The organism is Komagataeibacter xylinus, from assembly GCF_031081985.1.
GTDB lineage: Bacteria > Pseudomonadota > Alphaproteobacteria > Acetobacterales > Acetobacteraceae > Komagataeibacter > Komagataeibacter xylinus_E.
Genome location: NZ_JARWSK010000005.1, coordinates 22642 through 48719 on the forward strand (window position 1 = coordinate 22642; position 26078 = coordinate 48719).

Below are 26078 nucleotides of genomic sequence, written 5' to 3' on the forward strand. Positions count from 1 at the left end.
GTCAGGCTGCGGCGGTCATCCGCGCGAATTTGCGCTGGCGCATCATGAGCAGGCGGTACACCGCACTGCTGATCAGCCCGCTCAGCCGCCCGTGGGGCGTCCAGCCAATGGTTTTCAGAATCATGCCCGTGACCCGCACGGCATGGCGCGGCTTGTAAAGCCGCAGCACGCGCGACATGTAGGCCGCGATGCAGCGGCGGTGGTCATAGGGCATGGAGGCGGGCTCGTTGGTGGTGTGGAAGGCGGAAGCCAGTTCGTCATCCTCGCTTTCCGTCACCCGGCCAAGGGCGATGCGGGTGCGCTGCCATGCGCCCAGGCGCTCACGCCGCAGGTAGCGCCGCATATGATCATAGAACAGCTTGAAATGCCGGTATTCATCAGCGGCAATCTGCTTGCATATGGCCTTGAGCAGCGGCTCGTCGGTGGCATCGGCCAGCGCGGTGTAGAAGGACGACGTGCCCGTCTCGACCATGCACCGCGCGATCAGTTCCCCCGTGCGTGAGCCGCGTATGGAGGCATCAACCTCAAGGTCGAGGCTGTAGGCCTGCCGGTAGCGGTCGAAGGCGGCCATGTAGTCCCAGTTCGGGTCGGCCAGCATGGCCCAGCGGCCCAGCGCATCGCCGTGCTGCACTTCCTCCACCGCCCAGTTATCCGCCGCACGGGCAAAGGCGGGGTCATCGGCAAAGACATTTTTCAGGTAGCGGGCGTAATCAAGGCCATTACGCTCCACGACCGATGCCGCCTTGATGACGGGTATCATGTCAGGGTCCACCCGTTGCGGGTCGAAACTGTTCCAGTTCATCTGTTCAATGCGCCAGTGTTTCATCGCAACCTGCTCTTGTGCTTTTTCTCCATGAAGGCCCGCCCAGCGCGCCATTGATGAAGAGGACATGACACATGTTTCATGTTTACGCCAATCCTGACACCATCCCACCCCTGTCATTGCGCTGCCAAATCATGCTAGGGGCCTAGCCCGACACCGCCAATAAGAACGACAGATTGGGTCGCCACATGAATATTCATGAATATCAGGCCAAGGCGCTCCTGCGCTCCTACGGCATGCCCGTGCCTGAAGGACATGCCGCCACCACCGCCGATGAGGCCACCACCGCGGCAGAGGCGCTTGGCGCGCCGGTTACCGTGGTCAAGGCGCAGATCCACGCCGGTGGGCGCGGAGCCGGGCATTTCGCGGGCAAGCCCGAGGGCAAGGGCGGCGTGCGCCTTGCCCGCACCCCTGCCGAGGTGGCGCAGGCCGCCCACGCCATGCTGGGCGAGGTGCTTGTAACCAAACAGACAGGGCCTGCAGGCCGCCTCGTGCGCACGCTGTATGTCGAATCCGGCTGCGATATCGCGCGCGAGCTGTATTTTTCCATGCTGGTCGACCGCGTGACCGGGCGCGTGGTCATTGTCGCCTCGCCTGATGGCGGCATGGAGATCGAGGACGTCGCCGCCCGCACGCCAGAGCGCATCTTCAAGGAATACATCGACCCCGCAATGGGCCTGTGCGACTACCAGTCGCGCGCGCTGGCCGTGCGCCTGGGCCTGAAGGGCCGCGAGATCCGCGCGTTCCAGAACGTGGTGCGCGCGGCCTATACCGCCTTCACCAGCCTTGATGCCGCCATTGTCGAGATCAACCCGCTGGTCGTGACCGGATCGGGCGACCTGCTGGCACTCGACGCCAAGATGTCGTTCGACGAGAACGCGCTCTACCGCCACCCCGAGATAGCGAAGCTGCGCGACGTGCACGAGGAAGACCCCCGTGAGCGTGAGGCGGCGGAATACGGCCTGGCCTATGTGGGGCTGGACGGCAATATCGGCTGCATGGTCAATGGCGCGGGCCTGGCCATGGCCACGATGGACATCATCAAGATGGAAGGCGAGGAGCCGGCCAACTTCCTCGATGTTGGCGGCGGCGCCACGAAAGAGCGCGTGGCGGCGGCCTTCCGCATCCTCATCGGCGACCCCAAGGTGCGCGGCATCCTGGTCAACATTTTTGGCGGCATCATGCGCTGCGACGTGATTGCCGAGGCCATCATCGCCGCCTCGCACGAGACCGGGCTGAACGTGCCGCTGGTGGTGCGCCTGGCGGGCACCAATGTCGATCGGGGCAAGGCACTGCTGGCTGAATCCGGCCTGACCATCATCCCCGCCGATGATCTGGGCGATGCCGCCCGCAAGATCGTAGCCGCCGTCCGTAACGCGGGAGCCTGAAACCCATGTCCATTCTCGTCAACAAATCCACCAAGGTGATCACGCAGGGCTTTACCGGCGCGCAGGGCACCTTCCACACCGAGCAGGCGCTGGCCTACGGCACCCACATGGTCGGCGGCGTGACCCCCGGCAAGGGCGGCAGCGTGCATCTGGGCCTGCCGGTGTTCGACACCGTAGCGCAGGCGCGGGCCGCAACCGGGGCCGATGCCTCGGTCATCTACGTGCCGCCCGCAGGTGCCGCCGATGCCATCCTTGAGGCCATTGCCGCTGGCATCGGGCTGATCGTGTGCATTACCGAGGGCATTCCCGTGCAGGACATGGTGCGCGTGCGCGCCGCGCTCGAGCAGTCGGCCAGCCTGCTCATCGGCCCCAACTGCCCCGGCATCATCACGCCTGATGAATGCAAGATCGGCATCATGCCCGGCCCCATCCACCGCCGCGGGCATGTGGGCATCGTCTCGCGCTCGGGCACGCTGACCTATGAGGCCGTGGCCCAGACCACCGCCATCGGGCAGGGCCAGAGCACCTGCGTGGGCATTGGCGGTGATCCGGTCAAGGGCATGGACTTTACCGACGTGCTCGCCCGCATGATCGAGGACCCCGACACGCATTCCATCGTCATGATTGGCGAGATCGGCGGCACGTCGGAAATCGACGGGGCGGAACTGATCCGCGCAAGTGGCACGCACAAGCCGGTCGTGGGCTTCATTGCCGGCGCCACCGCCCCTCCCGGCCGCCGCATGGGCCATGCGGGCGCCGTGATTACCGGCGGGCACGAAACCGCAGGCGCCAAGATCGAAGCCCTGCGCGCAGCGGGCATCCATGTCGCCCCCAGCCCCGCTGAACTGGGCACGACGCTGGCCCGCGTGCTGGGCTGACCCCTGTTTCCGGCGATGGCCCCATAGCAATAAAAGTGTGGTCATCGCCGGTTTTGTATGGCACAGCCGGAAGCGTTTTTTCCACCACCCGCCAGAGGACCAAAGCCCGATGCCCGATGGGAGCAGCCCGGATACCCTGCCCATGCATGGCGCCGCCATGCCCCCCGTCCGCACGGACTGGACGCGCGATGAAGTCGCGGCCCTCATGGCCCTGCCCTTCCCCGACCTGATCTACCGTGCCCAGACCGTGCATCGCGCACGCTTTGACCCCATGGAAATGCAGATCTCCACCCTGCTGTCGATCAAGACCGGCGGCTGCCCCGAGGACTGCGCCTACTGCCCGCAGAGCGCCGTGCACGAGGATGGCGGCGTCAAGGCCAGCCGCCTCATGGCGGTGGAAGAAGTGCTGAAGGAAGCCCGCGCCGCCAAGGCCGCGGGTGCCGCGCGCTTCTGCATGGGGGCGGCGTGGCGCAGCCCCAAGGAACATGACCTCGAGACCGTGTGCGCCATGGTCGAGGGCGTGAAGGCGCTGGGGCTGGAAAGCTGCGTGACGCTGGGCATGCTCGACAACAGCCAGGCGCACAGGCTCAAGGATGCCGGGCTGGACTACTACAACCACAATATCGATACCTCGCCCGAATATTATGGCGACATCATCTCGACCCGCACCTTCCAGGACCGGCTCGATACGCTCGAGAACGTGCGCGACGCGGGCATCAATGTCTGTTGTGGCGGAATCGTGGGCATGGGCGAGGACAGCACCGACCGCGCGGGCATGATCGCCACCCTGGCCAGCCTGCCCCGCCACCCCGAGAGCGTGCCGATCAACATGCTCGTGCGCGTGGAAGGCACGCCCCTGGCCGACAAGGCCGAGGCGGTCGACCCGATCGAATTCGTGCGCACCATCGCCGCAGCCCGCATCACCATGCCCGCCAGCCGCGTGCGTCTTGCCGCAGGCCGCGAGGACATGACCGATGAAGCCCAGACCCTGTGCTTCCTGGCCGGGGCCAACTCCATTTTCTATGGCGAGCGCCTGCTGACCACGCCCAATCCCGCAGCCCTGCGCGACCGGCAGTTGCTGGACCGGCTGGGCATGCATACATCCCACAAACAGGGCTGAACCCGACGCGGCCGGGCGGGGACCGGCCGGGGCATTTTCCCGTGCTGGCCCCTGTTATCTGGCCATGTGCATCACGAAATCTGGAATATGTCCTATACCGTAAAGGAAATCTTCCCCACCCTGCAGGGTGAGGGCGCACAGGCTGGCCGCACCGCCGTATTCTGCCGCTTTGCAGGGTGCAACCTGTGGAGCGGGCTGGAGCGTGACCGCGCGCAGGCCACCTGCCGGTTCTGTGATACGGATTTCATCGGCACGGATGGCCCGGGCGGAGGCCGCTTTGCCGGGGCTGACGCCCTGGCCGATGCCATTGCAGCACAGTGGCCCGGCCCTGATGCCGGGCGGGCCTTCGTGGTGTTTACCGGCGGCGAGCCGCTGCTCCAGCTTGATGCGGCGCTGATTACAGCCATCCATGCACGTGGCTTTGAAATTGCGGTGGAAACCAACGGCACCCTGCCCGCCCCCGCAGGCATTGACTGGCTGTGCGTCAGCCCCAAGGCCGGTGCGGCACTGGTGCAGAAATCGGGGCATGAACTCAAGCTGGTCTACCCCCAGCCCGACCTGCTGCCTGAGCACGTGGCGGGGCTGGATTTCGGGCAGTTCTGGCTCCAGCCCATGGATGATGCGCGTCGCAACCACAACACGGCGGCAGCGGTTGATTACTGCATGCGCCACCCGCAATGGCGGCTGTCGCTCCAGACCCACAAGCTGATCGGGATCCCCTGACCATGAGCGTTTCCCCTCCTCCCCCCTCACGGCCCGAGAATGAAGCAGCCCTGGTCCTGTTTTCCGGCGGGCAGGATTCAGCCACCTGCCTGGCGTGGGCGCTGGCGCGGTTTGGCCGGGTGGAAACGCTGGGTTTCGATTACGGACAGCGACACGCGGTGGAACTGGAATGCCGCGTCACGCTGCGCGATGGCATGGCGCGGCTCAACCCTACATGGGCGCAGCGCCTTGGTGCTGACCACACGCTCGACCTCGCCGCCCTTGGCACCGTTTCGGACACGGCGCTGACGCGCGAGGCGGAAATTGCGCTGACCGAGGGCGGGCTGCCCAACACCTTCGTGCCCGGCCGCAACATCATTTTCCTCACCTTTGCCGCAGCCCTGGCCGCGCGGCGCAATATCCGCCACATCGTGACCGGCGTGTGCGAGACGGATTATTCCGGCTACCCCGACTGCCGCGATGACACGATCAAGTCCCTGCAGGTCACCCTCAACCTGGGCATGGCCAGCAATTACATCCTCCATACCCCGCTCATGTGGATCGACAAGGCCCAGACATGGGAGCTGGCCGAACAACTCGGTGGCAACGCGCTGGTGCAACTGATCAACCGCGAGAGCCATAGCTGCTACCTCGGCACGCGCGGCGTGATGCATGAATGGGGGCATGGGTGTGGCACATGCCCGGCCTGCCTGCTGCGCAAGGCGGGGTGGGAGCGGTTCATGGCACAAAAACACCATGTTTGAACTGGTTTTCAGCCGTCGCTTTTCCATGGCGCACCGGCTGCTGGCAGGTGGCAGCGAGCGCTGCGCCCTGCCGCATGGGCATAATGAATATGTGCGCGTGCACCTGCGCGCCACAAACCCCGCACCGCTTGATGGCCGGGCCAACATGGTCCTGCCCTTCGAACGCGCCAAGAAAGTATGGCACGCCTTCATAGACGGGCATGTCGACCACGCCCTGCAACTGGGCGAGGATGATCCGCTGCTGCCATGGTTCCGCCAGCATGAGCCCCGGCGCGCCGCCCGCATCCTGATCACGCCGGGCGACCCCACGACCGAGATGCTGGCCTGCCTGCTCATGGCCAAGCTGAACGCCTTCCTTGCCGCCGATGGCGGAGCGCTGACCTGTGCCGCCATCGAAATGGAAGAAACACCCACCAACACGGTCCGTTACACCGGCGACCCGCTTGCGGTCCTGCCCCAGCCCCGCGCGGCGCCCCAATGCTGGTGGCGGCGTGCGGACATGACCATAGCCGACACCTGATCCCCCTACCCTGAAAGGCCCCGTTTTTTTCATGTCAGCACTTGCCCGCTACCGCCACGAATGGTTCGGCAACATCACGCGCGACACTCTGGCCGGGATGGTCGGAACGTTCGCGCTGATCCCCGAGGTCATCGCGTTTTCCTTCGTAGCGGGGGTGGACCCGGCCGTTGGGCTTTATGCTTCCTTTGTCATCAGCGTGGTCATTGCGTTCACGGGTGGTCGGTCGGGCATGATCTCGGGAGCCGCGGGCTCGGTGGCGCTGGTCGCGGCGGCGCTGGTGCGCGGGCATGGCGTGCAGTACCTTCTGGCGGCCACCCTGCTGTGCGGCCTGTTGCAGGTTCTGTTCGGCATCCTCAAGCTTGACGTGCTCATGCGCTATGTCTCGCGCCCTGTGCGCACGGGGTTCGTCAACGCGCTGGCCATCCTGATCTTTTCCGCCCAGGTGCCGCACATGCTGCATGTCACGTGGCATACCTATGCCATGATCGCGCTGGGGCTTGCCATCATCTACACGGTGCCGCGCTTCTTTAGCGCCATCCCCTCGCCGCTCATCTGTATCGTGGTGCTGACGGTGGTGGCCATGGCCTGCCCCATGCCGCTGCACACGGTAGCCGATCTTGGCCGCCTGCCTGACAGCCTGCCACATCTGGTCTGGCCCGATGTGCCCTTCTCGCCTGATACGCTGGGCATCATCGCCCCCTATGCGCTGGCCATGGCCAGCGTGGGCATGCTCGAGTCCATGATGACCGCCCGCGTGGTCGATGACCTGACCGATACCCACAGCAGCAAGAAACAGGAATGCATCGGCCTTGGCGTGGCCAATATTGCAGTCGGCCTGTTTGGCGGCATTGCGGGCTGCGGCATGATTGGCCAGACGGTGGGCAACCTGCGCTATGGCGGGCGGGGCCGGCTTTCCACCTTCGTGGCGGGCGCGTTCCTGCTGCTGCTGATGGTTGTCCTGCGCCCGTGGGTGGCGCAGGTGCCGGTGGCGGCACTCGTTGCGATCATGATCATGGTCTCGGCCAGCACGTTCTCATGGGGGTCGCTGCGTGACCTGGCGCACCACCCGCGCACGACCAGCATCATCATGCTGGCCACCGTAGCGGTTGTGGTGGGCACGCATGACCTTGCCGCGGGTGTTGCCGCGGGCGTGCTGCTCAATGGCCTGTTCTTCGCCTTTCAGGTGTCGAACATGCTGTCGGTCACCAGCACGCTTTCCCCCGATGGCCTCAGCCGCACCTATATCGTGAACGGGCAGGTGTTCTTTGCTTCATCCGACGGGTTTACCGATGCGTTCGACCTGCATGACACCGCACGCGACATCACCATAGACCTCACCCACGCCCATCTGTGGGACATGACCGCCGCTGGCGCAGTGGAAGAACTGGTGGGCCGGATGAAGGCGCAGGGCATGCAGGTGCGCCTGACCGGGCTGAACACGGCCAGCGCCACGCTGATCGAGCGGCACACAGGGCTGGAAAGCCTGACCTGAAAGAGAGCTGGCAGGAGGGCATGACCCTCCTGCCGCGCCAGATTCAGACCCGTTTGGCCTGTGTCATGCACATGGTCACGGCAAGGAATAAGAGAACCATGCCTGCATGGACCGGCCTTGCCCGATCCAAAGGTTCACCGCCCTGCATGTCTGCCGTTATTGACGCGGCAGGATGCGCGGATCATTCCGGCCTGGAGGCATGGTAAGATGCTGGCCTTCCGTTCACGGTCCATGTCAGCCCGGGTATAGATAGATTGCCCTCCCACCAGTCCTCCGGCCTGGGCGCGTGCTATCGAGGGCGTTATTTTTTGCTTTTGCCCGTGGCCGAAGTGGCGGCTGGCGGGGCGAAAGGATCGGCCACCGTGCCTGTGCCCGCCAATTTGGCCCACTGGTCGGCTGCCGTCGTATCACCGGCCTGCCGCGCGCTCTGGCTGGCGCGGGCATAAAGCTCGGCTGCGGCCTGTCCATTGCCTGCCTTGGTCGCTGCACGGGCAGCCACGCCAAGGGCGCGGGCCATGTCACGGTAATGCACCTGTGTCTGGCGGATGGTCGCAGCCTGCAGCGCATCCTGCCAGGCGGTCTGGGCGCTGCCGCCGGTGGCGAGCAGGTTGCGGGCTGCCATCTCCTTGGCGTCGGCACTCCAGCTATCGGGCAGCTTGCCGGTCAGCGTCTCGAAATAGGCCGCGACCGAGGCAAGGGTTGCGCTATCGCCGCTTTCATCGGCAATCAGCCCACGGATGAACTGGCCTTTCTCGGCAATGTCAGGGTCCTGCGCGCCTGCGGCAAGGGCGGCCTGTCTTGCGGCTTCTGCCTCGCGGCCCAGCCGGTGCAGCGCACCGGCCTGCACCAGGTCCAGCCCCGTATCATCCGTCGTCTGCCCACGCAGCGCCACCGCCGCGCGGGTTGAGGCGATGGTGGCCAGCGCATCCTGCGGCCTGTTTTCATCAAGCTGCACGGTGGCCAGATTGTAGCCTGCATCGCCTATGGCCGTGACGTCATCACGCGCCACGGCACGCTGGCCTGCCGCGCGGTACTGCTGCTCGGCCACCGCAAGGCGGTCAAGCCCCACGGCATCGTGCCCGGTATCCATGTCCTGCGACAGGGTGCTGTCGGTTGGCGGCTCGGGCTTCTGTGCCCCACCGCAGGCGGCAAGGCCGATGACCAAGCCCAGCGCCGCGTAGTTCTTCTTCATCTTCATGGCTGCACCTTCTGCGCGGGGAGACGGGCGTGGCTTTTCTTCACCTTGTTGCCGCTGCCGCCCAGCAGCCACATGCCCCGCATCTGGTCAACCAGCTTCTGCAGGCTGCTGGCCGTGGTCTGGGCCTGCACCAGGAGCACCGGCAACTGCTGGCTGGCATCCTTGAGGTTGGCGGTAATGGCGGGCGAAGCGTTGCTCAGGTCGCCCGTTGCCTTCTGCACGTTGCTCATCGAAGCATTGGCCTTTTCCATCACGGTGCCAAGCTGCTTCTCGATCGGGGTCAACTGGCTGACCGTGGCATCAAGGCTGGTGATCATCTGTTCCGCCTGGCGGATCAGGTCATCATTGGTCATGAGCCGCCCGATGGAGCCCTTGCCCGCATGCATGTCGGTAATGGTGGCATCGAGCGTTGCCATCATGTGCTGGGCGTTATCAAGAACCGGGATCACACGGTCGCGGATGTCGCTGAAGGTCTGGGTAATGGTATCAGCCGGGTTGGGCGCGTTGGTGGCGCTGAGCACGGCGTAGCTCCAGTCCAGCTTCTCGCCCACGCCCCGCGAGATGTCGATATAGCTCGCACCCGCCACCACGAAGCGCTTGCGGATGATGGCCGTGCTGTCATGGCGGATATAGGGTTCGATATCGGGGTCGATCTCGGCAATGGCATACATGCCACCCGAGGGGTTGATGCGCACGCGGCGCACCGTGCCCGCATGGATGCCCATCACCTCGAGGTCATCGCCAACGGAAAGGCCGCTTACTCCATCTTCAGGCAATACGATGCGCAGTCGGCCCGCGGGCGTGAGCCAGTCACGCAGCACGCCCGCCTCGATCACCGCGCCAAACAGGATGATCAGGGCGACAAGAACGAGGATACCCACCCATTCATCGGCGTAACGGACGCGCACAAGCTGCCGGATTCCGTCTGACTGTTGTTTCTGCACCATTACACCACCCGCAGGGAAAAAAGACCTTCGTCGAGAAGGCGCATGTGGATATTCACCGCCTTGCGATATTCATGCCACGCCGCAGTGGAGCGGACGAACCACAGCACCCCGCAGCCACGGTCGCGCGCGGCGGTCATCGTTTCAAAAAACGGCAGGACCGTCTCTTCTGGCAGCATGTCGGAAATATCTTCCAGTATCAGCAGGTCAGGCCGCCCCATGAAAGCGCGCACGCAGGCCGCCCGCGCCAGATCCGCGCCGGAAAGCCGGTCCGGCGCGGTAATGGGCAGGCCGGGAAAGCCGAATGTATGCCCAAGCTCGGTCGCGCGCTGGACCACGTGATCAAACGGGTCGGTCGTATGGTACAGGTGTGGCAGCATGATGTTGAGATGCGTGCCGAACAGGCTCAGCCAGCTACCATGGCGCGAGATGCGGCCAATACGCCCGCGCAGTGCGTTGAGCTGGCGGTCATACAGCGTGCTCCAGTCCAGCCCCATGAACTTGATGCTGCCCTGCGTGAGCGGGATCATGCCCGTGCACATGTCAGCGAACATGGCGGCGCGCTCGAAGTCACGGCAGTCGATCACCGCGCATTCACCCGGCATGATGCGCAGGTTGTAGGGCGCGGGCATGAGGCCGCTTTCCTCGAACGAGGGCACGGCGTCGCGTAGTTCCAGCAGGGGCGCGTTTGCTGCCATGGTCAGAAATCCAGCATGAAGAGGATATTGACCACCAGCACCAGCATGATTCCGCGGGCGAAGCCGCGCGGCATGATGGTGGCCATCGTATCGTTACTGCTTACGGTCAGCCCCGAAATGCACGCCCCCAGTCCGACAAAGAAACCGACCAGCACGAATTTGAGCGGGATGATGAGATAATCCCACGTGGTCATGGCCACCAGCACGTTGAAGAAGAACGTCCAGACCGATGACGTGATCGCCCCGCTGGCATGCGCCACCACGAAACCCATGAGCAGCGAAACCACCGCAAAGATCATGCCCAGCGTAAAGCCACCCACCGTAAAGGCGAAGGTGCGCGGCATGACCAGTGCCAGAAAGGGATCGATGCCACGCGCCTGCAGGCCGCGCACCTCGCCGCCAAGCACCATCATGCCGATCTCGGTCAGCGACAGCATGCCGCTGCGGCCCATCAGGATGATGCCCACGAGAATGGGCGCGATTTCACGCACCAGCACCGAGACCAGGATCGAGCCGGTCATCTGCGCCATGCCGGCATAACCCAACCAGTACGCCGCCTGCGACACGACCATGAGGCCCGCGAGCGTTGCGGTAATGACAATGCTCAGAAAACCGCCGCCAATCACCTGCCGCAAGGTGGCGCGGAATTCGTAGATGACCGGCCTGCGCCATGAATTGGGCCGCAGACTCTCGCGCAGAGTGCCCCACCCGGCCCCGATCAGCAGCAGCGTAAAGCGGACCTGATGGCGCGTCAGCCGCCCGATGGCGGCAAGCCACGGCGCAAAATGCCCTGCCAGCGTGGCGAAGCGGCCCGTGTCCCTGCTCTCCTCTGGCGGGGCCATCTGGGCCAGCACGCCTGATGCCTCCTGTTCGGGCGGGGGGGGAGCGTTCTCTGTCATCGCCGCCCGGCCAGCACATAGGTGCGCGTCAGCCCCGCGCCGGGAATGAAGAACCGCCCGCGCTCACGGAACAGGAAGTTCTGACGCAATGCGTGGTAGACATCCTCCGTCACCTGAATGGTGCCGACATCGGGCGCACCCTGGGCCATCATCTCGGCCATGCCCATGGCATCGCCCCACAGGTTGAAGGCCTGCGGCGCCTTGCCAAGCATGCCGCCAAAGACGGGGCCAACATCAATGCCGATGCGGAAGACGGGGTCGAGGTCCTCCTTGGCCAGCACGGCCAGCGTGTTTTCACGCATCATCAGCGCCGCATTGGCCATGCGGAAGATAGCCCCCTTGTCGGGGGTGTGCGAGCAGCCCGCCACGCACACCACGCGGTGGCCAAGCATGCGGATGGAGAACAGCCCGCACTGCCGGGCAATATCCTGCAGCATGCCCGCCATCGCATCAATCAGCTTGAGGTTGGCCATCGGGTCGTTCTGGGCCGTCATGACCATGTCGGACAGGCTGATGACCATGATGGCCACGGCCGGGAAGAACCCTTCCATATTGGCCAGGTCCTGCGCCGATGCCTGGCCGTTCATGCCCAGGCTGCCGGGCGCAAGCAGGAAGCCTTGGTTGGGGTCTTGCGCCACTTCATCAGGCGAAGGCTCGGATTCCAGTTCCTCGCGCGCGGCGGCGACCGCCGTGTAATGCTGTGCCGAGAAGCGTGCCGCCGTAACGCCTGCCATCATCTCCACAAAATGGGAGACCACCCCCGCCCGCGGTGCATCCTCGAGCGTGATGACGCCCACGGGGCCGCTGCTGCCCAGAATGGGGCTGCAGAACAGCGCATGGCTGCCAAACGAGCGCATATAGACACGGTAGAACGCCCCGGCCCGCTCATCGGCTGCCGCATTTTCGGTTATCAGCGCATCACCATGCGAGACGGCATCGAAAAAGGTCTTGAGTTCGGTAGTGGCCATCTCGAAGCCACCCGAATGCACATCTTGCTGCCGGTCGTAGGAATCGATGCACATCAGCGTGTGCCCGTCATGCAGGATGCGCCAGATGGCGGCCCGGCGGGCATGGGACTGATCGGCCAGCGTCTCGGTCAGCAGCAGGGCGTTATCTTCGGGGTTGAACAGGTCCGGATAGGTCGCGACCGACTGCAGGGCATGGCTCTCGTAATTGGCTACGGCGCGCGAACTGGCAATCTGCGCGCGCATGCGGTCAGCCCGGCGCGCCTGCAGGAACAAAAGCAGCCCCAGCCCCGAGGCCAGAATCACGACCAGAACGATGAAGAGCAGGTTCTGCCGCCCATCCGCCATGGCGAACTGCGAGAAATCATCCTCCGGCGCCACGAGCAGCAGCACCCAGCTATCGGTGCCAACGGGCAGGTTGGCGGTGATGGTGACGTAATTCTTGCCCTTGACCTTGACCGTGCGCGCGCCCTCGCCGTGAACGCGATATTCATCAAACGCCTTGGTCATGACCGGAAAGTGCTGCGGGTCGAGCTTCATCCTGTCGGGGTCGCCCCCTGCGGCGGCCTCGGCCTCCTGCATGCCGTGCCCTGCGAGCACATGCCCGTCGCGGTCCATCAGGATGGCGTTACCGCTTTCACCGATGCGCAGGGAATTGAGGAATTTGTTCAGATGCGCGAGCGACATGTTGATGGCATAGACATAGGTCTTGTCATCCTGGCCCTTATAGGGAATGGCCGCCGTAAGCGTGAGCTGGCGGGTCACTTCCACGATATAGGGGTGGGTCCAGTGTAACTGCCCTGCCTTGACCGTATCGGCAAACCAGGCATGGCCGCGCGGGTCATAGCTGCCCGCCGGTGTCTGCCACTGCCGGAGCGTCTTGCCGTTGGCATCGCGCAGTTCATGGGTGAAGACGGGGGGCTTGTTCGCTTCCCGTACCAGTGTGGTCAGGGCCACTTCCTGGTCGTTCTCGCCATGTTCGAGCGTGCTGAAATTCCCATCGCCATCAGCAATGTAGAAAGACTGGATCTGCGGCACGTTGCGCATCATGGTGCTGCTGTAGCCCATGAATATCTTCTGTTCCACCGCGGGCGCGCCATGTTCGAGCATGTCACGCGCCACCACGCTGCCAGCCGATGCCGGGGCGAGGAAGGAATTGACTTCCTTGGCGATGTAATCCTGCTGGCTGACCAGCAGTTCATGTGTCAGGGCAAGGGCGCCGGTGCGCACCGTGCGGTAGGAGTGCCAGCCAAAGCCTGCGATGATGGCAATGATGCCCACCACGCCCGCCACGGGCACGCCCACATGCAGCAGGAAACGCTTGGCCTGATCGGAAGGGGCAATCGTGGGATCGACAATCTCGTCCGTGGACAATGCTCTCTTCCTGTTCAACACATCAGGGCCAGTGGAGTGGCAAGACTAGACCAAAGCCACCCGAACGGCCACTCCCTATTGTTACATACCGCCTATTCAGGTCAGCCACACGGGGTCGGACAGGGTGGCCACAAAGGCCTGATGGGCCTCGATTTCCGCTGTGTCGGGCCTTACCCGCACCGCCACATGCCCTGGCGGCCGCACATAGGTGTAGCTGGCGATGCCCCCGCCCCCTTCATCCACCGACAGGCCAAGCCCGCGCTGGCGGCCGCCGGTCAGTTCAAGATAGACCTCGGCGAGCAGCTTGCAGTCGAGCAGGGCGTTATGGGTGGTGCGGGCCGAGAGGTCGATGCCAAAGCGGCGGCACAGCGCATCAAGGCTGTTGGGCATGCCGGGAAAACGCTCGCGCGCCATATCCAGCGTATCGACCATGCGGCCCATATCAAGTTCCGGCAGGCGGGCGCGGGCGAGTTCCGCATTCAGGAAGCCGAAGTCGAACCGCGCGTTATGGGCGACCAGCGGGTCGCTGCCCACGAATTCGAGGAAACCGGGGGCAATCTCGGCAAATTTCGGCTTTCCCTCAAGGTCGGCATAGGTAAAGCCATGCACGCGCGATGCCTCCTCGGGCACGTCGCGCTCGGGGTCGATCAGCACATGGAAATTATTGCCCGTGGGCAGGTCACCCATCAGTTCCAGCGCTGCGATTTCAATCACGCGGTCGCCCTTGAGCGGGTCAAGTCCCGTGGTTTCCGTATCGAACAGGATGGAGCGTTTCATGCGGGTTTTCCCCTGTAGGCCGCCCATGCGGCGGGGCTGGCCGCGTGCATGGCGCGCAGCAGGCGCCTGACCTGCCGCAGCGTGTCATGCCGCGACAGCCCGGTTTCAATCACGATATCGGCCCTGCGCCGCCGGGCGGCATCGGGCATCTGGCGGGCCAGCACGGCATCAAGCTGCGCGGATGTCATGGTGCCGCGCTTCAGCACGCGCGCGCGCTGGATGGGGGCGGGCGCGCTGACCACCACAACCCTGTCACAGATCCGCTCGGCCCCGGTCTCGAACAGGAGCGGAATGTCCAGCACCACCCACCGGCAGCCGTCACGCCGCGCACGCTCGAGGAAGCGCGTGCGCGCGGCCCGCACCAGGGGGTGCAGAATGCCTTCCAGCCCCCGCATGACGGCGGGTTCGGCCAGTGCTGCGCGCCGCAGCACCGCCCGGTCCAGCACGCCATTGCGCACGCAGCCGGGCACCAGCCTTTCAATGGCGGGCAGCGCGCGGCCATGCGGGGCCTGAAGCGCGCGGACTTCGGCATCGGCATCGAACACGCGCAGGCCCGCGCGGCGCAGCAGGGCCGCCATGGTGGACTTGCCCATGCCGATCCCGCCCGTAAGGCCGAGCACCCGCATTGCATTCAGCCCCCCGCGTGGGCCGCGCGCAGGTCGGCATCGAGCAGGGCTTCAACCTCGGGGCCGATGGCAGGCCGCGCGCCAAACCATTTTTCAAACCCCAGCCCGGCCTGATGGATCAGCATGCCCAGCCCATCAACCGTGCGCAGGCCGTGGCGCGTGGCAAGTTGCAGCAGCCCGGTCTGGCGCGGCACGTAAACGATGTCACACACCACAAGCCCGGCATCGGCCCGCACCAGATCAAGCGGAAAGGCGGCGTCATCAGCACCCTCCATCCCGATCGAGGTGGTATTGACCAGCAGCGTGCAGCCCACCAGCGCCTCACCGGCCCGCGCCCAGTCAATGACCTCGATTCCCTCAAGCAGGGCTGCCAGGGCCTCGGCGCGGGCGCGGGTGCGGTTGGCAACGATCACCTGCACGCCACGGTCGAGCAGGCTTGCGGCGATGGCGCGCGCAGCTCCCCCTGCGCCAAGCAGAAGGGCGCGGCCACCACGCACCGCCACGCCATGCGCCTCGACATTGGCCACGAAGCCATCGCCATCGGTGGAATAGCCTTCAATCTGGCCATCGGCGGCAAAGACCAGCGTGTTGACCGAACCCGAGCGCTGCGCCGAACGGTCAAGACGGTTAACGATGCGATAGGCGGATTCCTTGTGCGGGATGGTCACGTTCACCCCCCTGAACCCCGCTGCCTGCAACCCTTTCACCGCCGTATCAAACGCGCCGGGCTGCACGGGCAGCGGCACGTACGCGCCATTGATTCTGCCCTGCGCCAGCCAGAAATTATGCATGAGCGGCGAGCGTGAATGCGCCACCGGCCAGCCGATTACCCCCGCAAGCATGGTGTGCCCGTCAATGCGGGGGCTGCGTTCCATCGTGTTGTTCATGAACGGCGTATCCTGCTCAGTGGCGGTATTCTTCCCACGCGCGGGGCAGGATGCGCGCAAGCCGCGCGGCCCATTCGGCCTGCCCCTCCGGGGTTGCGATCAGGTCCTGCCTGATCTCGATTTCCAGATACGGCAGGCCGCGTCCTTCGGCATGGACCGGCACGGTGTAGTCATTCACGTCCGTCAGCGCATAAGGCTCGTTGCTGCCCACCACCAGCCCGTCTTCCGCCGCCAGCAGGTCGCGCACGCGCAGGCCGAAGGCGGGGTTGCGGTTGTGCAGCACCCCCGTATGCCACGGCCGCGCCTGGCCATTCATGCAATCGGTAAAGCTGTGCAGCGAGACCAGCACCACGGGCAGCCCGGCCTCGAGCCGCGTGGAAATCTCGCCGCGTATCTTCTGGTGATAGGGCAGGAAAATTTCCTCCACCCGGCAGCCTTCCGCATCGGCGCTGAGGTCGGCATTGGCGGGCACCGGCGTGCCGTCGCTTTCGCGCACGATGGAGGTGGGGTGCCCCGGCGCGCGGTTACAGTCGATGACAAGGCGGGAATAGGCCTGCTCGATCAGCACGCAGCCCAGCTTTTCAGCCAGAAGACGGCCGGTTTCAGCCATGCCCAGGTCACAGGCGATATGGCGCGCGCGGTCCTGCGCACTCACCCCCATGTCGCCCAGTGCGGCGGGAATGGCCTGGCCCGCATGGTCGCTGACCAGCACGAAGGGCAGCCCGCCTGCCGTGGCCACGCCATCGAGCGCCGACGGGCCGAACTGGATGACCGGCGACGGGTCGGTCGGGGTCAGCAAACGTGACGGCTCCTGTGCAAGGGCTGCATGGTGCATTGTGGCGTAACGTCCTCTGCCATGGGCGGGTTGGGAGCCGACATTACAGCCCCGGCCCGCCAAGTGAAAGACCCCGCCGGAGCAGCGCGCCGCATCCCCGCCCCGCGCCATGGCCCCATGCCCGCAGGATTGCGGCGCGCCACGATTGTATCTGCCGCGCCGCGCCGGTAGGGTGCGCTGCGCGCGGTGGCATTTTGCCATGCAGGCGCGCCATAATCCTTTTCACACTTGGGGTAGCTGGAACACAGGATGCCGGGGAACGCAAAAACGCTGACGGATCAGGACGCGCACGAGGCGAACGCACAATGGGGCGGCCGCTTTGCCGGGGGGCCTGCGGCCATCATGCAGGACATCAATGCCTCTATCGGCTTTGACAAGGCACTGTGGCGGCAGGACATCGCGGGCTCAAAGGCCCATGCCGCCATGCTCGCGAAAACCGGCATCATTTCCGGCGAGGACGCCAAAGCCATTACCGAGGGGCTGGACCAGATCGGCCGCGAGATCGCGGCAGGTACGTTCGAGTTCAGCACCGCCCTTGAAGATATTCACATGAATATCGAGGCCCGCCTGTCCGATCGCATTGGCGAGGCGGGCAAGCGCCTGCACACCGCACGCTCGCGCAATGACCAGGTGGCGACCGATTTCCGCCTGTGGGTGCGCGATGCGATTGACGGGCTGGACCAGCAGGCCGCCGCCCTCATGCGCGCACTCGCCCGCCGCGCGCTCGAGCACGCAGCCACTCCCATGCCCGGCTTCACCCACCTGCAGACCGCCCAGCCCGTGACCTTCGGCCATCACCTCATGGCCTATGTCGAGATGCTGGCGCGTGACCGGGGCCGCCTGAACGATGCCCGGCGCAGGCTCAACGAATCCCCGCTCGGCTCGGCAGCGCTTGCGGGCACGTCCTTCCCCATCGACCGTAAGATGACGGCTCAGGCGCTGGGCTTCGACCGGCCCACCGCCAATTCGCTCGATGCCGTATCGGACCGCGATTTCGCGCTGGAATACCTTTCGGCCCTGTCCATCATGGCTATGCACCTCTCGCGCCTGGCGGAAGAAATCGTGATCTGGTGCTCGGCTCCCTTCTCGTTCATCCGCCTGTCCGATGCTTTCACCACCGGCTCGTCCATCATGCCGCAAAAGCGCAACCCGGACGCAGCCGAGCTGGTGCGCGCCAAGGGCGGGCGCATTACCGGCGCGCTGGTGGGCCTGCTTACGGTCATGAAGGGCCTGCCGCTGGCCTATGCCAAGGACATGCAGGAAGACAAGGAACCCGTCTTCGCCGCCACCGATGCCGCCACCCTGTGCCTTGCGGCCATGGATGGCATGGTGCGCGACCTCACGGTCAATGAAGCACAGATGCGCGCCTATGCCGGGTCCGGCTTCTCCACCGCCACCGACCTGGCCGACTGGCTGGTGCGCGTGCTCAAGGTGCCCTTCCGCACCGCGCACCATGTGACCGGCCGCCTCGTGGGCAAGGCGGAAGCAAAAGGCGTGGGGCTGGCCGAGCTGAGCCTTGCGGAAATGCAGGAAGAGGAAGCAGGCATCACGCAGGACATCTTCTCGGTGTTGAGCGTCGATTCCTCCATCGCCTCGCGCACCAGCCTCGGCGGTACGGCGGCCGATAACGTGCGGGCACAGGCCACGCGCTGGCTTGACACACTGGGAGCACAGAAATGAACACGCTGACCATCCTGCGCCAGCGCGCGCCCCGCTTCATGCTCATGCTCGCCATGCTGGCGGCCATGGGCACAACGCTCGGGGCCTGCGGGCGCATTGGCAACCCGCACAGCCCCAGCAAGGCGATCTACAACAACTACCCCGACAAGGACCGCTAGGCCGGCCCGCGCCGGTCAGGCCAAGTTGCCCGGCCCGAAACTGTCGGGCAGCAGGTCGGCCAGCGTGTGAACCACCAGCACCGTGCCCTGGGGCGAGATCATGGTGATCTCGGCCTCGAGCGGGGCGAATTCGCGTATCTTCTGGCGGCATCCCCCGCATGGCGTGCAGGCTGCCCCCGTGCCGCCACACACCACCACGCGCCGGATGCGGCGCGCGCCTGCCGCCACCATGGCCGCAATGGCGCCTGCCTCGGCGCAGGTTCCCTCGGGGTAGGCCGCGTTTTCAACATTGCAGCCGGCAAAAACCCGGCCATCCGCGGCCTCGACCGCGGCCCCTACCTGAAAGCGGGAATAGGGCGCATGGGCATGGGCCCGCACGGCCATTGCCGCCCGTGCCACGGGGTCGTAATCCATCATGGGGCTGTCCTTCCTGTTCTTTCCTGCGTCAACCACCTTGGAAGGGATGCGGCAAGGCGGTATCGTGCAGGCATCATGGCTGATACTCCCCTCCCCTGTCCCGGACAGGATCCTTCCGTCGCCGACCTTCTGGCCGTCCGTCCCGCGCTGTCAATGCACGCCATGGACGGGCTCGTGCTCGAGGACGTGCCGCTCAACGCCATAGCCGATGCGCTGGGCACGCCCACATGGGTCATGAGCGCGGGCACGCTGCGCGCGCGCTACCGCAGGCTGGCCAATGCCTTTGCCGCGACGGGCGGCCCGGTTTCCATCCATTTTGCGGTCAAGGCCAACGACCATCTGGCCGTGCTGCGCGTGCTGGCGGCGCAGGGTGCCGGGGCGGACGTGGTCAGTGGCGGCGAACTGCGCCGCGCCATGGCGGCGGGCATCCCGGCGGGCAAAATCGTATTCTCGGGCGTGGGCAAGACTGCTGACGAGATGCGACTGGCGCTGCGCGCGGGCATTTTGCAGATCAATGTGGAAAGTGCGGAGGAACTCGAACTCCTCTCCGCCACGGCGCAGGCCGAAGGGCTTGAGGCGGCGGTTGCCCTGCGCATCAACCCCGATGTCGATGCGGGAACGCACGCCAAGATCACCACGGGGCTGGCCAACAACAAGTTCGGCATTCCCTATAACCGCGCGGTCGAACTTTATGCCCATGCCGCAGCTCTTCCGGGCATCCGCCCCGTGGGGCTGGCCATGCATATCGGCAGCCAGATCGTGCGCATGCAGCCCTACCGCACCGCCTATGCCCGGCTGGCCGAACTCGTGCATGCCATACGCGCGCGCGGGCTGGTGGTCGACGCGCTGGACTGTGGCGGCGGCCTTGGCATTTCCTACCGCGATGAAACCGAAGGCGCGCCCGAAGCGCTGGCCGCAGCCATTCATGCCGAACTGGGCGGGCTGGGCACGCGCCTTGCCATCGAGCCAGGCCGCTGGCTGGCCGGGCCTGCGGGCGTGCTGCTGAGCACCGTCATTTTGCGCAAGCGCGGCTATGACGGCATGCCTCCCTTCCTGGTACTCGATGCGGCGATGAACGACCTCATGCGCCCCAGCCTGTATGATGCATGGCACGGCATTCTCCCGCTTTCGGCCACGGATGCGAACGCCCCGGCCGAGACGGTGCATGTGGTCGGCCCCGTGTGCGAAAGTGGCGACACCTTCGGCAATGACCGCACCCTGCCCCACATGGAGGCAGGCGCGCGCGTGGCCCTGCTCGACTGCGGCGCCTATGGCATGGTGATGAGCTCCACCTATAACGATCGCCCACTGGCGGCGCAGGTGATGGTTGATGGCAATCGCTGGGCGGTCATCCGCCCGCGCCAGCCCGTTGAGGAACTCTGGGCCGCCGACCATGTTCCCCAATGGGTGGACCAGACCCTTACCCCCGCTGGCGGAGGCCTATGACCGTCGGGCAGGACAGTATCCGGACGAACGGCGACCTGCCGCAACGCCTCGCGCGCGCGCGCGTTCAGGCACGCCGCGCCCTGTGGGCCGAGCGCCTGTGGCCGCTCATGCTGCCTGCCGCAAGTGCCGCCATGGGCGTGGCCCTGCTTGGGCTGGCGCGCGTGCCCCAGCGCCTGCCCGACAGCGTGCACGTGCTGGCGCTGCTGGGGCTGGCTGGTGCCGTATCATGGCGCACCTGGCGGCTGTGGCAGGCCGTAAGCCCTCCCACCGCCACCGAGACCGACCGCCGCGTGGAGCAGGCCTCCGGCCTGACGGGGCAGCCACTGCGCACCCTGCACGACCAGCCCGCCAATACCGGCACCCCCGCCCTGCATGAACTGTGGCAGCTCCACCTGCATCGCACGATGGCGGCCCTCGACCACCTGCGCGGTGGCTGGCCGCACCTGCGCCTGCCTGCCTCGCAATGGGTACGCGCCGCCCCCGTGCTTGCGGTGCTGCTTGCCGGAGGGCTTGTCTGGACCGGCCCCCATGCCGCAAGCCGCATCACGGCTGCCTTCCTGCCCGGCATGGATGATGCCGATACTCCTGCCCCGCAGGTCAATGCCTGGATCACCCTGCCCGACTACGCGCCCGGCGCTCCGGTCTTTCTTGATGCAACCCATGCCACCGCCACCATTCCCGCAGGGGCCGTGCTCAGTGTTACGCTCAACGGGCTGGACGGCACACCCGCCCTGCGCATGCAGGCCAGCCAATCTGGTCCCGCCATCGGCCCCCACGGCTTTCACGCGCTGGGTAAGGCAAGCTGGAGCGCGCAGGCCACCCTTCTGGCCAGTGGCACGCTGCGCCTGCGTGGCCGGGGGCGCACGCTGGCGCAATGGAGCCTGCACGTTACCCCCAACCCGCCACCCGATGTGGCCTGGGGGCCAAACCCCGGCAGCAGCGAGGGGGAATGGCGCACGCGTCTGCCCTACCATGTGGCCCAGCCCTACGGCATTGCCAGCCTGTACGCCGAACTGGTCATGCCCGACAGCCCGAACGACACCATGCGCGTGCCCCTGCCGCTCAATGGCCAGCCCCGCACGGCTGATGGCGTGGCAACGCCCGACCTGTCAGACAACCCGTGGGCGGGCGAGGACGTAACCGCCCGCCTGGTGGCCACCGGCCACAGCGGCACCACCGCAACGTCCGCCCCCGTAAAGCTGCGCATTGGCGCGCGCGCATTCAATAACCCGGTCGCCAAGGCCATTCTGGACATTCGCAAGCGCCTCGCCCTGCACCGCGAGAACCGGGCGCAGGCCGCGCGTGAACTGGTGGGGCTGGGGCAGGCCGACACCGTGCTGACCCACCATGTCGGCCTGCTGCTGGGCCTGACCAGCACCGCCGCCCTGCTGGGCAGCGAGGATGTAAGCGATGAGGCCGCCATTGCCCAAGCCACCGCGCGGCTGTGGTTTCTGGCCCTCGATGTGGAACACAACCGCCGCGACATTGATAACGAACAGGCAGATTTTGGCGTAAAGGCCGCGCAGGAAGCCGTGCGCCAGCAGCTTGAGCATATGCGCGAGATGGGCCCCAAGGGGCAGGATGCCCAGCAGCAGGCCGAACTCCAGCACCGCATGCAGGCGCTCAAGGATGCAATCTCGCGCAAGATGCAGGCCCTTGGCCAGCAGGCCATGCGCGAGCATTCGGCCATTCCCGCCCTGCCGGAAATGACCCAGCAGGGCGAGCAGAATCTGGGCCAGATGATGCAGCAGCTGCAAGATGACGCCGCATCGGGCCGCGATGCCGACGCCATGCAGAAACTCCAGCAGATGGAGGACATGGCCGACGGCATCCGCAACGCAACCCCGCAGGACATGATGCAGCTCGCCCAGCAGATGCAGGCCCGACAGCAGGCCCGTGAACTGCGCCGTGACCTGCGCGATCTGGTTACCCGCCAGTCGCAACTGCTCGATCATGCCCAGTCGCGCCTTGACCAGGACCAGCGCCAGCGTGAACGCGAGGCCGCCAGCCGCCAGACCGACATGGATGAGGATGATGGCGACCTGTCCTCCATGTCCACAACCGATCTTCTGCGCCAGCTTGGCATAACGCCCCAGGGTGGCATGCCACCGGCCGCAGCGCAGGCAGGCCCGCCCCCGCCACCCAGCCTGACGCCCGAGGCCCGCGCGGCCCAGCAGCATGTCGACCGCGCCGTGCAGCATGCCCTTGCCCGCGCCCTGCATGAGCTTCAGCGCGAGTTCAAGCAGGCCATGGGCAAGGACATGCCCGCCCTCGACAAGGCCCAGACCGACATGAAGGCGGTGCGTGCCGCCCTTGGTGCGGGCAAAGACCCCGAGGCTGCGGCAGCGGAGAAAAAAGTGCTGGCCGACCTGCAGCAGGGCAACCAGCAGATGCGCCAGTCCATGCGCAGCCAGAGCAGCAGGGGCACCGTCAGCGTGCTGCTGCCCATGCTGTCTGATGATGGCAAGGGCAAGGGTTCCCACGGCAGTGGCGGCAACCAGTCCGGCGACCCGGATGATGAGGATGACGAACAGCAGCAGGCCGGTGACAAGGGCGATCGTGACCCGCTCGGCCGCAAGAGCGGTGGCACCCATAGCGGGATGGATAACGATACCCACCTGCCCGACAATGCCAGCCGGGAACGCGCGCGCGAGATCGAGCAGGAACTGCGCCGCCGCGATGCCGATCGCACCCGCCCGCCAGAGGAACTGGAATATCTCGACCGCCTGCTCCGCCCGTTCTGAACAACGGTTTGAAAACAACGCCCGGGCGCTGCCTTTGTTTTAAAAAAGGCGGCGTTCCCAGAAGCTGTTTGCAAAAAGCTTCACCAGAAACTTTCGTCTGTTTCCTGCGGCTTCAGGCGTTGCCTGCGTCGCTGCCCCGCACCGGTATGGCCTGTGTCACCGGGGCCGTGGCGAGGTCGATCGCGTCATAGGAAGGCGCGCGGCCTGCCATCTCCGCATCATCGCCGGGCAGAAGCTGGGCATCGGGCAGTTCGCCCTTGGCGCGGGCCTGTATCAGACGCTCGAGATTTTCACCGATACGGGGATAATCCTCGACCAGCTTGCGGAAGTCGCGCGCGCTCATGGTCATGAAATGCCCGAACTGCAACGACCGGCTGGTGGCCGCCACGCGCCCGTCCTTCAGCGCTTCCTCCCCGCCAAGCACGGCCCCGGCCCCGAAGCGCACGTCATGCTTGGGGTAATGCGTCTCGGCCAGGCCTGCGCTGATGAAATAGACCGTGCGCACCTTCTGCCCCTTGCGGTACAGCCGCTCGCCCGGCGTGGAGAAATGGATCGACATCTTCATGGCAATGTCATGCAGCACGCCATCGGCCACGCCCTCGAAGAGGGGGAAATTGTGGATACGGCTTTCAATACCCGCGCGGATGTTGAACTTGAGTCGGAAATCAAGCTGCTCGCGGCGGTGTTCCACATCGCGGTGCAGTTCGCGGTGCAGTTCCTCGCTCAGCAGCGATTCCGACATCAGGGTATCGTATTTTTCCTCTTCCAGCCTGAGCGCGATCTGGCGCAGCATCCGGTTTTCCAGCGCCTCGGAATAGCCATGATAATGCAGCCGCAGGGTCTGTAGCGCCTCGTCAAGCAGCTTGCACTGCCGGCCAAGCACCTCGCCCACGATCTCGCTGATACGCACGCCCAGCGTCGGCTCCATGCGCTGGCGCATGAAACGCGTAAGCGACAGCGAGACGAAATAGCCGATCATCAGCATCTCGAAACGCTCCATCATGCAGTACATGAGGGGGGTGTCGAAATTGAAGCGATGGTGGATGAACTGCGCCACGCGAAAGCGCAGCGAGGGCCGCAGCCTGCGCCGCAATGCGCGCACATAGCCAAAGCGGCCTTCAAGGCGCGCGCCATCCACCATGGCCTCGGCCGAGCGCAGCAATGTTTCCATCACCCGGCGCGACAGGCCCTGAATGCGGAACAGGTCGAGCAGGATGGAACGCTCGCGGTTGGCAACCACGATCAGTGCCAGCGTCACGCGCTGGCGGTCGCCGAGTGCGGTATCGAATGTATTGGCCTGCTCCTCCGAATGGACGCGCCGGTCGAGCACATCGACCACCGTGCTGGTCACGTTGGGCGAAAAGCCAAGCTCACCCGCCACGTCGCGCGTCTGGTCGCGCACTTCGCCAAGGCCGATGGCCAGGATCTGGTGGCGCAACGCCTGATCGATCAGCGGCAACTGGTCAAGCTTGAGGAACAGCACGAGGTAGCGCAGCGACAGCCCGTTGACGAACAGCGTGATCAGCACGAACCCCGTGGCAATAATGCCGATGAAGTGCGCAATGCTGCTCGAGACATGCTCGTTTTCCGTCACCGCCAGCGCCAGCGCCAGCGTGATGGCCCCGCGCAGGCCACCCCACACCATCGTCACCTTGAACGGCGTGGGCACCGGTGGCGAGAGCTTGGTGGCCGCAAGGACGGGCAGCATGCCAAACACCACCGCCCCGCGCGCAAGCAGCCCCGCACCTGCAGCCACCAGGATCAGCACGCAGTCCCACTTCGTCATGCCCACCAGCAGGCGCGGCACGAGCATCGACGCCAGCACGAACACCAGCGAGCCTGCCCAGAACACAAGCTGCTGCCACAACTCGTTGAGGAAGCGCCAGGTCTGGGGCCGGAAGGTGGACGGGCCATAGATGGAGATGGTCAGCCCCGAGGCCGCCGTGGCCACCACGCCCGAAAACCCGAGGAATTCATCGCACACGATATAGGACAAGTAGGGCAGCGCTACTGTCAGCGTAACCTCTGCCGCAGGAGCCGCGCCAAGGGCCGGGATCATCATGAGCACCAGCCGCCCGAACAGGATGCCGATGATGAGCGCGCCAACGAACGAGACCAGAAACTCCAGCATCGCCCCGCCCAGCATGATCTTGTGGTGCGACGTAATCGAGCCGAGCAGGATGGTGAAGATGGAAATGGCCGCCGCGTCATTGAGCAGCGCCTCACCTTCCACCAGACGGGTCAGGCGGCTTGCCGCTCCGATCTCCTTGAAGATGCCCGCCACCGCCGAAGGGTCGGTCGTGGCCACGATGGAGCCGAGCAGCAGGCATACCGCAAGCGGCATGCCCGCCAGCGGGTAAAGCGCGAAACCGATGGCAGCGGTGGACACGGCAACCGCCACTACGGCCAGCAGAAGCACAGTGGCAGTTTCATGCGCGAGCCTGCGCACATCAATGCCAAGTGCGCCCTGAAACACCAGTATGGGCAGGAAAATGAGCAGGAACGCTTCGCTGTTAAGCGGAAAATCCAGCAGCGTTTCCGCCGCGCCATTGAATATTTCCAGATGGCTGTTGCGCAGCACCAGATCGGCCGCGCCACCGATCACGATGCCCACGATGGCAAGCAGCACGGTCTCGGACAGTTCGAGGCGGCGGGCAAGCGGCTGGACCGCGCTGACCACGACAAGCAGCACGGCAATCGCCATCAAGATTGCTGCCAGACCCGCTATCTCCATTCAAAATCC

The 26078-nt window shown here is 65.4% G+C and carries 23 protein-coding genes; 11 read left to right on the forward strand and 12 right to left on the reverse strand.

Translation table 11 applies throughout. The annotated features are described in order from the left end of the window. Nucleotide 1: 1 nt before the first annotated feature. Complete coding sequence (locus tag QEG70_RS10485) at nucleotides 2–826, reverse strand: acyl-ACP desaturase (protein ID WP_308720843.1); 825 nt, start codon at nucleotides 824–826, stop codon at nucleotides 2–4. A gap of 185 nt (nucleotides 827–1011) precedes the next feature. Between QEG70_RS10485 and sucC the strand changes: the two genes are divergently transcribed. From sucC to QEG70_RS10520, 7 genes are all read left to right on the forward strand, one after another. Beyond that, a complete protein-coding gene (sucC, locus tag QEG70_RS10490; RefSeq protein WP_308720611.1) occupies nucleotides 1012–2211 on the forward strand; it encodes an ADP-forming succinate--CoA ligase subunit beta in 1200 nt (399 codons plus the stop codon). 5 nt (nucleotides 2212–2216) lie between these two features. Then, nucleotides 2217–3089, forward strand: a complete 873-nt coding sequence (gene sucD, locus QEG70_RS10495; RefSeq protein ID WP_308720612.1) for a succinate--CoA ligase subunit alpha — start codon at nucleotides 2217–2219, stop codon at nucleotides 3087–3089. 109 nt (nucleotides 3090–3198) lie between these two features. After that, nucleotides 3199–4209, forward strand: a complete 1011-nt coding sequence (bioB, locus tag QEG70_RS10500) for a biotin synthase BioB (protein WP_308720613.1) — start codon at nucleotides 3199–3201, stop codon at nucleotides 4207–4209. An 87-nt stretch (nucleotides 4210–4296) separates the two neighbouring features. Beyond that, nucleotides 4297–4932 (forward strand): 7-carboxy-7-deazaguanine synthase, encoded by a 636-nt coding sequence (queE, locus tag QEG70_RS10505; RefSeq protein ID WP_308720614.1) that lies wholly within the window; start codon nucleotides 4297–4299, stop codon nucleotides 4930–4932. Nucleotides 4933–4934: 2 nt separating this feature from the next. Next, complete coding sequence (gene queC, locus QEG70_RS10510) at nucleotides 4935–5675, forward strand: 7-cyano-7-deazaguanine synthase QueC (RefSeq protein ID WP_308720615.1); 741 nt, start codon at nucleotides 4935–4937, stop codon at nucleotides 5673–5675. Next, entirely contained in the window at nucleotides 5668–6195 is a 528-nt protein-coding gene (locus QEG70_RS10515) for a 6-pyruvoyl trahydropterin synthase family protein (RefSeq protein WP_308720616.1), read from the forward strand. The genes queC and QEG70_RS10515 overlap by 8 nt, the downstream gene beginning before the upstream one ends. Nucleotides 6196–6226: 31 nt before the next feature. Next, nucleotides 6227–7687, forward strand: coding sequence for a SulP family inorganic anion transporter (locus QEG70_RS10520; protein WP_308720617.1), 1461 nt, complete (start codon nucleotides 6227–6229; stop codon nucleotides 7685–7687). A gap of 301 nt (nucleotides 7688–7988) precedes the next feature. Here the strand turns inward: QEG70_RS10520 and QEG70_RS10525 are convergent, their stop codons facing one another. The 9 genes from QEG70_RS10525 to QEG70_RS10565 form a co-directional block, all read right to left on the reverse strand. Then, nucleotides 7989–8885, reverse strand: coding sequence for a hypothetical protein (locus QEG70_RS10525; protein ID WP_308720618.1), 897 nt, complete (start codon nucleotides 8883–8885; stop codon nucleotides 7989–7991). Further along, nucleotides 8882–9832 carry an MlaD family protein gene (locus QEG70_RS10530; protein WP_308720619.1) on the reverse strand — a complete coding sequence of 317 codons (951 nt, stop codon included), beginning with the start codon at nucleotides 9830–9832 and terminating at the stop codon, nucleotides 8882–8884. The genes QEG70_RS10525 and QEG70_RS10530 overlap by 4 nt, the downstream gene beginning before the upstream one ends. Further along, nucleotides 9832–10527, reverse strand: a complete 696-nt coding sequence (locus QEG70_RS10535) for a P-loop NTPase family protein (RefSeq protein ID WP_308720620.1) — start codon at nucleotides 10525–10527, stop codon at nucleotides 9832–9834. Before QEG70_RS10535 ends, QEG70_RS10530 begins: the two co-directional genes overlap by 1 nt. Before the next feature lie 2 nt (nucleotides 10528–10529). Continuing rightward, on the reverse strand, nucleotides 10530–11426 hold the full coding sequence (locus tag QEG70_RS10540) for an MlaE family ABC transporter permease (RefSeq protein WP_308720621.1): 897 nt from the start codon (nucleotides 11424–11426) through the stop codon (nucleotides 10530–10532). Then, nucleotides 11423–13765: an adenylate/guanylate cyclase domain-containing protein gene (locus QEG70_RS10545; protein ID WP_308720622.1), complete on the reverse strand. Its 2343-nt coding sequence runs from the start codon at nucleotides 13763–13765 to the stop codon at nucleotides 11423–11425. The genes QEG70_RS10540 and QEG70_RS10545 overlap by 4 nt, the downstream gene beginning before the upstream one ends. Nucleotides 13766–13861: 96 nt before the next feature. Continuing rightward, a complete protein-coding gene (gene dnaQ / locus QEG70_RS10550) occupies nucleotides 13862–14542 on the reverse strand; it encodes a DNA polymerase III subunit epsilon (RefSeq protein WP_308720623.1) in 681 nt (226 codons plus the stop codon). Beyond that, a complete protein-coding gene (coaE, locus tag QEG70_RS10555; protein WP_308720624.1) occupies nucleotides 14539–15168 on the reverse strand; it encodes a dephospho-CoA kinase in 630 nt (209 codons plus the stop codon). The genes dnaQ and coaE overlap by 4 nt, the downstream gene beginning before the upstream one ends. A gap of 5 nt (nucleotides 15169–15173) precedes the next feature. Then, nucleotides 15174–16043, reverse strand: a complete 870-nt coding sequence (locus tag QEG70_RS10560; protein ID WP_308720844.1) for a shikimate dehydrogenase — start codon at nucleotides 16041–16043, stop codon at nucleotides 15174–15176. Between the two features lie 28 nt (nucleotides 16044–16071). Beyond that, complete coding sequence (locus QEG70_RS10565; protein WP_308720845.1) at nucleotides 16072–16890, reverse strand: N-formylglutamate amidohydrolase; 819 nt, start codon at nucleotides 16888–16890, stop codon at nucleotides 16072–16074. A gap of 249 nt (nucleotides 16891–17139) precedes the next feature. Here QEG70_RS10565 and argH point away from each other — a divergent pair, with 249 nt between their 5' ends. Beyond that, on the forward strand, nucleotides 17140–18570 hold the full coding sequence (gene argH, locus QEG70_RS10570; RefSeq protein WP_308720625.1) for an argininosuccinate lyase: 1431 nt from the start codon (nucleotides 17140–17142) through the stop codon (nucleotides 18568–18570). Further along, complete coding sequence (locus QEG70_RS10575; RefSeq protein ID WP_308720626.1) at nucleotides 18567–18728, forward strand: hypothetical protein; 162 nt, start codon at nucleotides 18567–18569, stop codon at nucleotides 18726–18728. The genes argH and QEG70_RS10575 overlap by 4 nt, the downstream gene beginning before the upstream one ends. Nucleotides 18729–18743: 15 nt before the next feature. Here the strand turns inward: QEG70_RS10575 and QEG70_RS10580 are convergent, their stop codons facing one another. Beyond that, the gene (locus tag QEG70_RS10580) at nucleotides 18744–19142 is read right to left on the reverse strand and encodes a cytidine deaminase (protein ID WP_308720846.1); all 399 of its coding nucleotides are present in this window, start codon (nucleotides 19140–19142) and stop codon (nucleotides 18744–18746) included. Nucleotides 19143–19220: 78 nt separating this feature from the next. Between QEG70_RS10580 and lysA the strand changes: the two genes are divergently transcribed. Together lysA and QEG70_RS10590 are read left to right on the forward strand one after the other, a co-directional pair. After that, nucleotides 19221–20591 carry a diaminopimelate decarboxylase gene (gene lysA, locus QEG70_RS10585; protein WP_308720627.1) on the forward strand — a complete coding sequence of 457 codons (1371 nt, stop codon included), beginning with the start codon at nucleotides 19221–19223 and terminating at the stop codon, nucleotides 20589–20591. Continuing rightward, nucleotides 20588–23335: a DUF4175 domain-containing protein gene (locus QEG70_RS10590; protein ID WP_308720628.1), complete on the forward strand. Its 2748-nt coding sequence runs from the start codon at nucleotides 20588–20590 to the stop codon at nucleotides 23333–23335. Before lysA ends, QEG70_RS10590 begins: the two co-directional genes overlap by 4 nt. A 112-nt stretch (nucleotides 23336–23447) precedes the next feature. Here the strand turns inward: QEG70_RS10590 and QEG70_RS10595 are convergent, their stop codons facing one another. Further along, entirely contained in the window at nucleotides 23448–26069 is a 2622-nt protein-coding gene (locus QEG70_RS10595) for a cation:proton antiporter (protein WP_308720629.1), read from the reverse strand. Nucleotides 26070–26078: the final 9 nt, after the last annotated feature.